Below are 13,146 nucleotides of genomic sequence, written 5' to 3' on the forward strand. Positions count from 1 at the left end.
TTTAGTTTGTTACTAATATTGGTGCATTTTGTTGCATAAATTCTGCTGTAGGCAAATAAGTACGTCCGCCAAAATATTTTGCAACTTCTGATGCATAAAAGCTTGCATATAAAAGTCTATTTTCTAAAGAAAACCCTTGTAATAATGCAGCTGCATAAGCCGCATGAAAGGCATCACCACAGCCTGTTGTATCAACAACTTTTACTTTAAATGACGGCTGATGAATTACTAATTTATCTTGTATTGCAAAAGCACCATTTGCTCCATCAGTTATAACAACTTGGCCTGTCGTGAGGTTTTGTAATGATTTTAAACAGGCCTCGGCTGTTTTTTTACCCGTAATATTTTGAGCACATTCAAGAGGCAAAATAGGGTGCGTGCTTAGTTTTAACATTTGTAGCATAACTTCTAAATTGCCAGATTCCATATCTAAAACAGTAGGTATTCCAAAGCGTTTAGCTAAGCGTAAAAGGTGTAGATTAATTTCGGTATCATAACCATCAACTAATATTAAATCAAAGTTTGCTATTTGGTTTTCGCTTACATCTAAAAATGAAAATGGTATATAATTTTCCAAAGAATATAAAACTGTACGCTCGCCTTTATTGTCTACTTGAACAATAGCCACAGCTGGAGATGCTTCTTTTCTAAAAAATAAAAAATCATCTTTTACCCCAAACCTTTTCAATTCATTTTGCGCTACAATACTTAATGCATCATCTCCTAAATAACCTAAAAAATAGGTTTCAAAACCTAAGGAAGATAATGCACATGCTGCATTACCTGCAGGAGCACCTCCTTGCATTTTAATACCTCCTGTTTCGTTTTTATAACCCACTTTAATTTCTGAAGGAACAGACACCAAAAGATCAACAACATTTAAACCACTACACAATACTTTCATAACGTATATTTTAATATTTCAAAGGTATTAGTGAAATAGAATTATTTTAAATGTAAAATTCATCAAAACATGTACTATTTTAATTAAATTTGAAGTAACTTATAAAAGCCAAACACATGAAACCACAATTAGAACATATTACACATGATGTTAACAGTTCGGTTTTAGCTTTTATATTTGAAGAAACAAAGTTTACCGCACCTTGGCACTACCATGCAGATTTTGAGCTTACATATATTTTAAAAGGCAGCGGCATTAGGCATGTTGGCAATAGTATTGATAATTTTTTTGCAGGAGATTTAGTGCTTATTGGCAGTAACACACCCCATTGCTGGATAAATGAAAAAGACTACAGCGGCGGTGTAAAATCTATTTGTTTACAATGGGAACCCTTCATTTTAAACGGTTTTTTAAATACGAACAAAGAGTTAAAAGCATTAAAAAAAATGCTTAAAATTGCCAGTGCTGGTATTAAATTTACAAATGCAAGTTTCACCAAAACCATTGGCAAAAAAATGCTGGATTTATTAACGTTACCTGCCGATAAAAAGCTTATACATTTTCTAGATATTTTAACAGATTTATCGCATTGTGAAGCTACTAAACTATTATCTGTTGAAGGAGACGCTTTTCAATTTTCTGAAAAAACAGATTATAGAACTAAGGTTGTTTTAGATTATTTAGAGCAAAACTATCATAAAAAAATTATACTTAACGATGTAGCTAATATTACCCATTTATCAGTTGGTGCTTTTTGTAAATTTTTCAAAAAACAATTTAACCGAAGTTTTACAAATTACTTAAATGAATTTAGAATTAGAAAAACTTGTATTCTTTTACAAGAAACTAACGATAAGCTAATTGATATAAGTTTTAAATGTGGTTATGAAAACATGGCTTTTTTTCATAGACAGTTTAAAAAATACATGCAAATAACACCACACGAATACCGTAAAACTATTTTTAAATCTGTTCACCCTTTTATAGCGTAAAAACCACTATAATTCTTGATGTTTTGAGTAGTTACGCCATTTTTCAACACATTGCTGAATATCATTAGGAACTACTGAAGTAAAACGCATAAATTCACCCGTTTTCGGATGTTGAAAACCTAATGTTTTTGCGTGTAATGCTTGCCTTGGCAATACCTTAAAGCAATTATCTACAAATTGTTTGTACTTTGTAAATGTTGTGCCTTTAAGTATTTTTTCACCACCGTAACGCTCATCATTAAACAGTGTATGCCCAATATGTTTCATATGAACACGTATTTGGTGTGTACGCCCTGTTTCTAATTTACAAGATATTAGTGTTACATAGCCTAAACGCTCTAAAACTTTATAATGTGTTACGGCTGGTTTACCTTTTTCGGCTTCATCACCTAAAAAAACGGTGTTTTGTAGCCTGTTTTTAGGGTGTCTTCCTATGTTGCCTTCTACTGTTCCTTCATCAGCTTCAACATTACCCCAAACAAGTGCTACGTATTCACGCTCGCTTGTTTTTTGGGCAAACTGGTTTGATAAATGATTCATTGCATGTTCGGTTTTAGCAACCACCAAAAGTCCGCTTGTATCTTTATCAATTCTATGTACTAAACCAGGCCTATCACTAGAGTTATTGGGTAAATTATCAAACCTATAAATAAGCGCATTTATTAATGTACCAGCATAATTACCGTGCCCAGGGTGCACCACCATGCCTGCTGGCTTGTTTACTACCAAAAGCTCTTCATCTTCATAAACAACATCTAAAGGTATGTTTTCACCAACTAGCAAACCTTCGTAGGTTGGGTGCTCAAACATTACTTTTATAACATCATCGGGCTTTACTTTATAATTTGATTTTACAGCTACACCATTCACAAAAATATTACCGTTTTTTGCGGCCGCTTGAATTTTATTTCGAGTTGCATTTTCAATAAAATTCATTAAATATTTATCTACACGCAAAGGGGTTTGCCCTTTTCCTACGGTAAATGAATAATGTTCGTGCAAGCTATCGTCTTCGGGTAACTGTGGTGTGTAATCTTCCATTAAATACTAGTTACTTGGTCTGTTCCCATTTCCTAAAACCAAATCTATAACTGATGTTTTTGGTAATTTATCTCCAGGTTTTAATAAATTGCCTTTATGATACATTTTCAAAACTAAATCTTTACCAATATTGTCTTCATAAGTAATTTTTCCAACAACAAATTCTAAAGCTTCTAAATTTGGTTTTGCTTGCCTAAAAGTACGCTCTCTTAAATCTGGCACTTCAATTTTTCTGTAACCCGAAGGGTTTAGAGTAATATATATTTTTCTGTTTTCTTTTACTTGAGCACCAGCAACAGGATCTTGTTCTATTACTGAAAACTTTGGAAAATCTGGATTATAATTAGACGAATCTTGTATTTGCATTACCAAGTTATTGTCCTTAAGTGCCATTTGAGCCACACTAATAGATTTTCCTTTTAAATCTGGTACCGTTTCAAAATCGCCATGGTTTGTATAGCCTTTTAACCACAATAACATAATATAACACAATACAACTACAGCCACTACAGCTAATAATACTTGCTTAAAAAAAGCTTTGCTTACTAAAAATTTAATAATACTCATGGGCAGAATTTTGAATACGCAAATATATAAAAACAGAACTGCTTTTTCTTTTGCAATTTATATGATATTTTAGCTTATAAATTAAAATACGAAATATCACTGGTTTTAGACGTACACTTAACTTACTTAAATGAAAAAAAATATTGCCATTATTATGGGCGGATATTCTAGTGAATATCAAATCTCATTAAAAAGCGGAAACGTTGTTTACAACACATTAAACAAAGAAAAATATAATGCCTACCGCATTCACATTTTTAAAGATAAATGGGTGTATGTTGATGCTAATGATAATGAATTTACCATTGATAAAAATAATTTCACCACCAACGTTAATAACACAACATTAAAATTTGATTGTGTTTTTAATGCCATTCATGGTGCCCCTGGCGAAAACGGTTATATGCAGGCCTACTTTGAGCTTTTGGGCATTCCGCATACAAGTTGTGGCATGTACCAAGCATCAATTACCTTTAATAAGCGCGATTGTTTGAGTATTTTAAAACCCTACGGTATTAAAACAGCCCAATCATATTACTTAAATTTAGGTGATGTTATTAATGAAGATGCTATTATTGAAAAAGTAGGCTTACCCTGTTTTGTAAAGGCTAATAAAGCTGGCAGTAGTTTTGGCGTTTCAAAAGTGCATAAAAAAGAAGATTTACAAAACGCTATTAATGTTGCTTTTAAAGAAGATGACGAAATTATAATTGAACAATTTTTAGATGGTACCGAAGTATCTGTTGGGGTCATTAATTTTAAAGGTGAAACTAAAGTTTTACCTATAACCGAAATAGTTAGCGAAAATGATTTTTTTGATTATGAAGCAAAATACTTAGGAAAATCTCAAGAAATAACACCAGCAAGACTTACCAAAAACCAAGAAAACAAAGTAAACATTTTAGCCGCCAAAGTATATGATATTTTAAAAATGACTGGTTTTTCTAGAAGTGAATTTATTTTTAAAGATAATGAGCCACATTTACTAGAAATAAACACCGTACCAGGCTTAACCAAAGAAAGCATACTACCGCAACAAGCCGCCATAGCGGGCATTACGCTTGCCGATTTATTTGACAATACCATTGAAGAAGCCTTAAAATAATTGACACAATCTTTATTTTTTATTTACTTATATTTGAGTACTAACCACAACTAATTAAAATGATTTTTTACGGTACAAAAGCTTCCCGGTTAAAAGATGGTCAAATAAACCACGTAACTTGCCCTAATTGCAACAACCAAACATCCATGAATTATGGCATATTTGGTAAATATTTTTACATTTATTGGATTCCTATTTTTCCTATTGGAAAAACAAATATTTTAGAATGTAATCACTGTAAAAAAACATTCAAACTAAAAGAATTACCACAACAAATAAAGCATAAATTTGAACTTGTTAAACATAAGGGCACACCACTTTGGCACTTTACAGGCTTAGCCATTATACTGCTTGCTATTATTTACTTTACATATTCAAATGCTAAACACAAAGAAGACGAAGTGGTATTTATAAAAGAACCTGTAATAGGTGATATTTATTCATACAAAGACCCCGATTCTGGCAATTTTTCAACCATGAAAGTTATTAATGTATCTAGAGACAGCATACGCGTAGTTTATAACGACTATTTAGTTGATAAACGCACAGGTATTTCAAAAATAGATAAAGCTAGTAATTACAACGATACTACCGAAAATTTATCTAGAATAGAAATTGTTGTTTTATATAATGATAACGTTATTTACAACATAGAAAGGCACTAAACTTAAATTATTAGCTGTAAAAACAAGTAAAAATGAAACGCGCAATATTCCCAGGATCTTTTGATCCGCTAACTTTAGGTCATTATGATATTATAACAAGAGGCGTTACGCTTTTTGATGAACTTGTTGTAGCTATTGGTATTAATGCCGACAAAAAATACATGTTTACTTTAGATGAACGTAAAGCTTTTATTGAAAACGCTTTTGCTAATGAGCCAAAAGTTAAAGTTGTTACATACAAAGGTTTAACGGTTGATTTTTGTAAAGAAATTAATGCCGATTTTATTTTAAGAGGATTAAGAAATCCGGCCGATTTTGAGTTTGAAAAAGCCATTGCACATACCAACAGAAATTTAGCAACTATTGAAACCGTTTTTTTATTGACTGCTGCAAATACATCATACATTTCATCTTCAATTGTGCGTGATGTCATTAGAAACAAAGGTGATTACACCAAACTTGTACCAAGTAGCGTTAGAGCGAAGTAACATAAAAACACTTAAAAAAAAATGCCTTTTGTTTTTTCAAAAGGCATTTTTTTTACAATTTATATTCTGAAAGTGATTTTGTAAACTTTTCAGGGTTTGCAGCCAAATGATATCTGGGGTCATCAACAGCTTCAACAATAACTTCTCTAAATTTAGGACTAGATTTATAAAGAAGCTCTTTACTATCTTCACACAAATGCCTTAATTTAATTGATTTTCCTTCGGCTTCGTATTTATTCACCAAATTATAAATAGCTTCTATTGCAGAATGATCAGTTACTCTAGATTCAACAAAATCTATTTCAATAGTATCAGGATCATTTTTTGCATCAAATTTTTCATTAAACGCTTTTATTGACCCAAAAAATAATGGTCCCCAAATTTCGTATACTTTGGTACCATCATCCTTTAAGCGTTTACGAGCTCTAATACGTTTGGCATTTTCCCAAGAAAACACTAAAGCACTGATAATAACACCGGCGATAACAGCTACAGCTAAATCTTTCCAAACGGTAATTAAAGACACTGCTATTAACACAATAGCATCACTTACGGGTATTTTTCTTAATATTCTAAAACTACTCCACGCAAAAGTACCAACTACCACCATAAACATTACACCAACTAAAGCTGCAATTGGTATTTGCTCAATATATGATGAAGCAAATAATATAAATACCAACAACAATACTGCTGCCACAATACCCGATAGCCTACCACGGCCACCTCCTTTTATATTAATAATAGATTGCCCAATCATGGCGCAACCACCCATACCACCAAATAAGCCAGTAATTATGTTTGCTCCTCCTTGTGCCATACATTCTTTATTGGCGTTACCACGGGTTTCAGTTAACTCATCAACTAAATTTAAAGTCATTAAAGATTCTATTAAACCAATAGCCGCCAAAATAAAGGCGTAAGGACCAATAAACGTTAATGTTTGCATGTTAAAAGGTATTTTATTAAAAATATCAAACTGAAACTGAGGCAAGCCACCTTTTAAGCCTTCGCCACCACCATCTCTAATAAAACTACCAACTGTAGCAACATCTAAATTTCCAAAAATTACAATGGCAGATACTACTAAAATACCAATAAGTGCTTCGGGTAATTTTTTTGTTGGTTTAAATTTGGGTAATGCAAACATAATAAGCATGGTTAAACCAACTAAAGCTATCATGGTATACATTTGTGAACCAGTAAAAAAGTTACCATCAACATCTTTAAACATTTTTAACTGTGCTAAAAATATAACAATAGCTAAACCATTTACAAAGCCCATCATTACCGGGTGCGGAATAAGCCTAACAAATTTACCAAGTTTAAAAACACCTGCAAATATTTGAATTATTCCCATTAAAATAACGGTGGCAAACAAATAGTAAAGTCCTAGGTTTTCACTTTCTGCACCCATAGCGTTACCTTCAGCCACTAAGCTTACCATTACAACTGCTAAAGCTCCTGTGGCACCACTAATCATACCCGGACGTCCTCCAAAAATTGATGTTATTAAACCAATCATAAAGGCAGCGTACAACCCAACTAACGGATCTACACCGGCTACAAAAGCAAATGCTACGGCTTCTGGTACTAGTGCTAATGCTACTGTTGCGCCACTTAAAATATCGTTTTTAGCATTTTTTGTACGCTTTCTTATAAAATCTGTCATACCTTAAATTTTGTGCAAATTTAAGTTTAAAAGCGCAAGCAACAAGTTATTTGTCATTTATTACTAAATGACAAATACTAAAACGTTTTAGTAAATAATATTAAAATTTTACAGGATAATAATTATATTTTAGGTAAGTGTAGTTTCGTAATGGCTTTTAATCCACTTTAAAGCTTCGGGTCTGGTTCTAAATAATTTTATATTCCAATCACTAGCTTCATTAATTTTAATCAATGTTTCGGTAGACATTAATGCGCCACTATTACCAACTAAAACAGCCATGGAGTGTATTTGCGGTAAGCTAGCTATTATTTTTTGAGCTTTAAAAGTATACGTATAGGAATTCTTCTTGTTTATTATTAATGAAAACGGTGCTTCTAAATGGCTTAGTAAAAAATCGTGGTATAAATCTACCATTATTTCGTTCATCACAACACCTTCATCAATAATAACTTCGGCTAAGTTAGGTTTTAAAATTAAAATTGTACCAAAAGAGAGTTTGTGCTCTTTCATTATTTATTATTTTTTTAAGAAAAATCGGTTTCAAGCATTCACACACAAAAACCGAAATATTGCTATTAATTTCACTAAAGTTAACATTTTTTTTAAAAGGTTTACAATGTTTTTGATTTATCACTGAAAATTAATCAGCAACTAAAACTTTAATATTGGCGTAAGAATTTAATAACGCTTGGTCAGATTCGGTTTTATTTAACCATGCCACCTTTGTAATTCCTTCTTTTTCTTGCGGATACAAAACACCTTTAAAACTAGTTTTCATTTCAAACCAATAAGTAACTTTTATTTTATGTTTTCCGTTACGCTTAAAAATATGGTAGGTTGTTTGTAGCGGTTTTGTAATTTGCAAACCTGTTACACCAGTTTCTTCTTCTACTTCACGTATAGATGTTTCTTCTATAGATTCATTAGATTCTGCTTTTCCTTTAGGCAAATCCCATTTATCATTTCTGTAAATAAATAAAACCTTTCCTTCTTCGTTGTATACTTTTCCGCCTCCAGCAACTACGTTTGGTAATTTTTTTAAAAATTTACTTAGTAATTTTTCATGGTTTTCATGAATAAGTCTTACTTCTTTTAAATCTGTTTTAGTAAGCTCTTTAATTACTTTACCAATGTTTACAGTATCTAACAAGTAATTTTTAAAATTAGTTTCTTCAGCTACTTCAGTGGTTAAAATTATAGGCTTATCTCCAACAAAAATTTTATACATAAATAATATTTGGTGTTTAACTAATGGTAAAAATATCATTTTTAGTAACAAACCAATAATTGTTGAAAAAAATATTTGGCTTAACAATAATACTCTTACATAAAAACGAAATTAATCTGTATTTTTGGCTCATGATTTTTAATAAAGATACTGCCAAAAAAACTGCTGAAGTTTTATTACAAGTAAACGCTATAAAACTTAGCCCAAAAGAACCCTTTACATGGGCCTCTGGATGGAAATCACCTATTTATTGTGATAACCGTATAATTTTATCGTTCCCTGCCATTAGAAATTACATTAGAGAAACTATGGCAAAACAAATTGAAAAACAATACGGAAAACCCGATGCCATTGCTGGTGTAGCTACTGGCGCCATTGGTATAGGTATGCTAGTTGCCGAGTATTTAGGCTTACCTTTTATTTATGTAAGACCAGATGCTAAAGGCCACGGACGTAAAAACCAAATTGAAGGCTTTATTGAAAAAGGCCAAAATGTTGTAGTAGTTGAAGATTTAATAAGTACAGGCAAAAGCAGTTTAAATGCTGTTACCGCATTAAAAAATGCAGGTATAAATGTTAAAGGCATGATAGCTATTTTTACCTATGGTTTTGAAGTGGCTACCAAAAACTTTGAAAACGAAAACCTAATGCTTCAAACCTTAAGTAATTACGAAAGTTTACTTGAGCAAGCACTAGACACCAACTACATTACCGAAAAACAACTAAAAACATTAGCTGAATGGAATAGTAACCCAAGTGAATGGAACGCTATTTGATACACTAGTTGTAATTAAAATTAAATATAAATGAATTTAGAATCTCCAAAAATAAACGTAGAAAAATCTCCCGAAGATGTTTTCAACTTTTTATCTGATGTTAAAAACTTTGAATCGTTAATGCCCGAAAACATTAGCAAGTTTGAGGTTTTAGAAGACGATAAGTTTTTATTTGCACTTAAAGGTATGCCCGAAATAATACTTAAAAAGAAAGAAGTTGTGCCACCAAACAAAATTGTTTTAGGCGCTGCTGGCGGAAAAATAGATTTTTCGTTAACAGGCTATATTGTTCAAACGGCTGATAGTGCTAGTGAAGTACAATTACAGTTTGCAGGTAACTTTAACCCCATGATGGCAATGATGATAAAAGGGCCAATAAGCAAATTTATTGAAACCCTTGCTACAAGCATACCAAAGGCAATTTAATACAACAATTGAATTTCTTTTAAATCAAAGGTTTTTACAATACCATCTTCAACCAAAACTTTTAAGTTGCCGGTATTGGTAACACCTTTAATAAAACCAGAAAACATACAACCTTCAGCATCTAAAAATGTTGAAGGTTTATTTTTTCTGAATAAATAATTAACATATTCATTTTTTATAATTGTAATGTTGCCTGCCTGCAAAAATTCAAAATAAAACTTCAAATTATTAATTATTGTAATAGCAACCTCATCAATATTAAAAACACGTCCGGTAATTATTTTTAATGATGATGCTTTGGGTAAATTTTCAAACGCAGTTTGGTTTACATTTAAACCCATACCTAAAATTGAAGCCGTCATTTTATTATTTTTTATGACATTTTCTATTAAAACACCACATATTTTTTTGTTTTCTGACAAAATGTCGTTTGGCCATTTTACACTAATTTTAGGTATTCCAAAAAAGTTTAAGGTTTTAATTAAAGCCAAAGCAGTTACCATGCTTATGTAAAAAGGATGCTCTAAATAAAAACCACTAACATCTTTAAACACACTAAACGTAAGGTTTTTTCCAGCCTCAGCATTCCAAACTGTGCCCATTTGCCCGCGTCCGCTAGTTTGCTTTTGGGTAATAACAGCCGTAAAATCGTTTAAATTTTCACCTGCAATTAGGCTACGTAAATAGCTATTTGTAGAATTGGTGGCACTAAGTTTGATTATATGCATAAAAATGTAATAAATATACTAGCAAATCTTATGATTTTTTTAGAGCTTTAAAAACTAAAAAATAATAACTTTGTACAAATTAAATAAATTTAATGGCGAAAGAAAAAATAAGCGCAGACCAATTAATATCTGTAATTTTAAGCGGAATTGAAGATGTTAAAGGTAAAGAAATAAATATTTTAGACTTAAGAGAAATTGAAAACACTGTTTGTGATTACTTTATAATTTGTGAAGGTACTTCTAACACACAAGTAAACGCCATAGTAAACGCCGTTCAAAAAAAGGTAAGCAAAGAACTTAAAGACAAACCCTGGCATGTTGAAGGTGAAGACAATGCCGAATGGGTTTTAATAGACTATGTTAATGTTGTTGTGCATGTTTTCCAAAAACATGTTAGAGAATATTATGACATTGAAAGCCTTTGGGGAGACGCAAAAACAACAGTAATAGAAACAAGTTATTAAAAAACACATGGCAAACGATAAAAAGAACAACAAAGATAAAAAGCCAAAGTTTAGCCCGTATTGGATTTACGGTATTTTACTAGCCCTATTTTTAGGGTTTCAATTTTTTGGAAACACCTCTAGCAGTGGCGGATCTAAAACCACAACTTCAGATTTTTTTAAATATTTAGCCAATGGCGATGTTGAAAAAATAGACATTGTTAAAAATACCCGAGTGGCTCGCGTATATTTAACCAAAGATGCCGAAGCTAAAGACATACACAAAAATTCTAAACAACAGCCGTTTATTCCATCGGTTACCAGAATACCTAATTATAAATTTGAGTTTGGCGATCTTCAAAACTTTGAAAACAAACTTAACAACACCATTAAAGAACTAGACACTAAACCTATTATTGAGTTTGATACTGAAACTGATACCATAGGCAACTTGTTAATTGGTTTATTACCATTTTTATTACTTATTGGTGTTTGGATTTTTATAATGCGAAGAATGTCTGGCGGCGCTGGCGGTGGCGCTGGCGGCCAAATTTTCAATATAGGAAAATCTAGAGCAAAACTTTTTGACCAAAATACCGAGGTTAAAACAACCTTTAAAGATGTAGCTGGTTTAGAAGGTGCAAAAGAAGAAGTTCAAGAAATTGTAGATTTCTTAAAATACCCTGAAAAATACACCACTTTAGGTGGTAAAATACCAAAAGGCGCATTACTAGTTGGCCCTCCAGGTACAGGTAAAACATTATTAGCAAAAGCTGTAGCTGGTGAAGCTAAAGTACCTTTCTTCTCACTTTCAGGTTCAGATTTTGTTGAAATGTTTGTTGGTGTAGGTGCATCGCGCGTACGTGATTTGTTTAAACAAGCCAAAGAAAAATCGCCTTCAATTATATTTATTGATGAAATTGATGCCATTGGTCGTGCTAGAGGTAAAAACGCCATGTCTGGAAGTAATGATGAACGCGAAAACACCCTAAACCAGTTATTAACTGAAATGGATGGTTTTGGCACAAACACCAATGTAATTGTACTTGCTGCAACCAATAGAGCCGATATTTTAGATAAAGCACTAATGCGTGCCGGAAGGTTTGACAGACAAATTTTTGTTGATTTACCAGATGTACGTGAGCGTAAAGAAATTTTTGAAGTGCATTTACGCCCGCTAAAAAAATCAAAAGATTTAGACACTGATTTTTTATCTAAACAAACACCTGGTTTTTCGGGTGCCGATATTGCAAACGTTTGTAACGAAGCTGCTTTAATTGCTGCCAGAAATGGTAAAAAAGAAGTTGATAAACAAGATTTTCTTGATGCTGTAGATAGAATTATTGGCGGTTTAGAAAAGAAAAACAAAATAATTACACCAAGTGAAAAACGCGCAGTTGCGTTCCACGAAGCTGGTCATGCCGTTGTAAGCTGGATGCTCGAACACGCGGCTCCATTAATAAAAGTAACTATTGTACCAAGAGGCCGCTCATTAGGTGCCGCATGGTATTTACCTGAAGAACGTTTAATTGTTCGCCCAGAACAAATGTTAGATGAAATGTGTGCTGCACTAGGTGGTAGAGCTGCCGAAAAAGTTATTTTTAACAAAATATCTACAGGAGCATTAAGTGATTTAGAAAAAGTAACCAAACAAGCCCGTGCCATGGTTACCATTTATGGCTTAAGTGATAAAATTGGTAACTTAACATATTATGATTCTAGCGGTCAAAGTGAATACGGCTTTTCTAAGCCTTATAGTGAGCAAACAGCCGAATTAATTGATAAAGAAATATCAGATATTATTGAAAAACAATATGAACGCGCTGTTAAATTACTTGAAGAAAATAAAGATAAACTTACTGAACTTGCCGAAGAACTTTTAACTAAAGAAGTTATTTTTAAAGATAACCTAGAGCGCATTTTTGGTAAGCGTGCTTTTGAAAAAGAAGAAGCCATTGTAACAGAAGAAAAACAGAACACCGAAACACCTGAAAATACTCAAAACAGTTCTGAAACAAAAGAAAATTCGTAAAAAGCAGCTAAATTTTAGTATTTTTGTTATGCTTTTACTAAAAAACTTAAAATAACCTTAAGGTTATTTTAAGTTT

15 protein-coding genes are annotated in these 13,146 nt (G+C 32.2%); 8 read left to right on the top strand and 7 right to left on the bottom strand.

Going from position 1 to position 13,146, the window contains the following annotated elements:
• Position 1: 1 nt before the first annotated feature.
• A complete protein-coding gene (locus ACXAG4_RS01200; protein ID WP_475294250.1) occupies positions 2–904 on the bottom strand; it encodes a carbohydrate kinase family protein in 903 nt (300 codons plus the stop codon).
• A 116-nt stretch (positions 905–1,020) separates the two neighbouring features.
• Between ACXAG4_RS01200 and ACXAG4_RS01205 the strand changes: the two genes are divergently transcribed.
• Entirely contained in the window at positions 1,021–1,896 is an 876-nt protein-coding gene (locus tag ACXAG4_RS01205) for an AraC family transcriptional regulator (RefSeq protein WP_475294251.1), read from the top strand.
• A 6-nt stretch (positions 1,897–1,902) separates the two neighbouring features.
• Here ACXAG4_RS01205 and ACXAG4_RS01210 read toward each other — a convergent pair whose 3' ends face one another.
• Entirely contained in the window at positions 1,903–2,937 is a 1,035-nt protein-coding gene (locus tag ACXAG4_RS01210; protein ID WP_475294252.1) for an RluA family pseudouridine synthase, read from the bottom strand.
• A 6-nt stretch (positions 2,938–2,943) separates the two neighbouring features.
• Positions 2,944–3,504 carry a PASTA domain-containing protein gene (locus tag ACXAG4_RS01215; RefSeq protein WP_475294253.1) on the bottom strand — a complete coding sequence of 187 codons (561 nt, stop codon included), beginning with the start codon at positions 3,502–3,504 and terminating at the stop codon, positions 2,944–2,946.
• A 130-nt stretch (positions 3,505–3,634) separates the two neighbouring features.
• Between ACXAG4_RS01215 and ACXAG4_RS01220 the strand changes: the two genes are divergently transcribed.
• From ACXAG4_RS01220 to coaD, 3 genes are read left to right on the top strand one after another with little or no spacing between them, the layout of a single operon-like run.
• A complete protein-coding gene (locus ACXAG4_RS01220) occupies positions 3,635–4,609 on the top strand; it encodes a D-alanine--D-alanine ligase (protein WP_475294254.1) in 975 nt (324 codons plus the stop codon).
• 59 nt (positions 4,610–4,668) lie between these two features.
• Positions 4,669–5,274, top strand: coding sequence for a zinc-ribbon domain-containing protein (locus tag ACXAG4_RS01225; RefSeq protein WP_475294255.1), 606 nt, complete (start codon positions 4,669–4,671; stop codon positions 5,272–5,274).
• Between the two features lie 32 nt (positions 5,275–5,306).
• Entirely contained in the window at positions 5,307–5,762 is a 456-nt protein-coding gene (coaD, locus tag ACXAG4_RS01230) for a pantetheine-phosphate adenylyltransferase (RefSeq protein WP_475294256.1), read from the top strand.
• A 52-nt stretch (positions 5,763–5,814) separates the two neighbouring features.
• Here coaD and ACXAG4_RS01235 read toward each other — a convergent pair whose 3' ends face one another.
• The 3 genes from ACXAG4_RS01235 to ACXAG4_RS01245 all read right to left on the bottom strand — a co-directional run bounded on the left by ACXAG4_RS01235 (position 5,815) and on the right by ACXAG4_RS01245 (position 8,665).
• Positions 5,815–7,434, bottom strand: a complete 1,620-nt coding sequence (locus ACXAG4_RS01235) for a SulP family inorganic anion transporter (RefSeq protein WP_475294257.1) — start codon at positions 7,432–7,434, stop codon at positions 5,815–5,817.
• Between the two features lie 129 nt (positions 7,435–7,563).
• A complete protein-coding gene (locus ACXAG4_RS01240) occupies positions 7,564–7,947 on the bottom strand; it encodes a hypothetical protein (protein WP_475294258.1) in 384 nt (127 codons plus the stop codon).
• Between the two features lie 130 nt (positions 7,948–8,077).
• Entirely contained in the window at positions 8,078–8,665 is a 588-nt protein-coding gene (locus ACXAG4_RS01245; RefSeq protein WP_475294259.1) for an NUDIX hydrolase, read from the bottom strand.
• Positions 8,666–8,796: 131 nt separating this feature from the next.
• Here ACXAG4_RS01245 and pyrE point away from each other — a divergent pair, with 131 nt between their 5' ends.
• Both pyrE and ACXAG4_RS01255 read left to right on the top strand, forming a co-directional pair.
• Complete coding sequence (pyrE, locus tag ACXAG4_RS01250) at positions 8,797–9,441, top strand: orotate phosphoribosyltransferase (RefSeq protein ID WP_475294260.1); 645 nt, start codon at positions 8,797–8,799, stop codon at positions 9,439–9,441.
• 30 nt (positions 9,442–9,471) lie between these two features.
• Positions 9,472–9,867, top strand: a complete 396-nt coding sequence (locus ACXAG4_RS01255; RefSeq protein WP_475294261.1) for an SRPBCC family protein — start codon at positions 9,472–9,474, stop codon at positions 9,865–9,867.
• Here ACXAG4_RS01255 and ACXAG4_RS01260 read toward each other — a convergent pair.
• Entirely contained in the window at positions 9,864–10,595 is a 732-nt protein-coding gene (locus tag ACXAG4_RS01260) for a biotin--[acetyl-CoA-carboxylase] ligase (RefSeq protein WP_475294262.1), read from the bottom strand. The two genes, ACXAG4_RS01255 and ACXAG4_RS01260, sit on opposite strands and share 4 nt — an antisense overlap.
• A 92-nt stretch (positions 10,596–10,687) precedes the next feature.
• Here ACXAG4_RS01260 and rsfS point away from each other — a divergent pair, with 92 nt between their 5' ends.
• The gene (gene rsfS, locus ACXAG4_RS01265) at positions 10,688–11,059 is read left to right on the top strand and encodes a ribosome silencing factor (protein ID WP_475294263.1); all 372 of its coding nucleotides are present in this window, start codon (positions 10,688–10,690) and stop codon (positions 11,057–11,059) included.
• Between the two features lie 7 nt (positions 11,060–11,066).
• Positions 11,067–13,070 carry an ATP-dependent zinc metalloprotease FtsH gene (gene ftsH, locus ACXAG4_RS01270; RefSeq protein ID WP_475294264.1) on the top strand — a complete coding sequence of 668 codons (2,004 nt, stop codon included), beginning with the start codon at positions 11,067–11,069 and terminating at the stop codon, positions 13,068–13,070.
• Positions 13,071–13,146 lie beyond the last annotated feature (76 nt).

The sequence above is a fragment of the Seonamhaeicola sp. ABD4_175 genome, assembly GCF_056160885.1.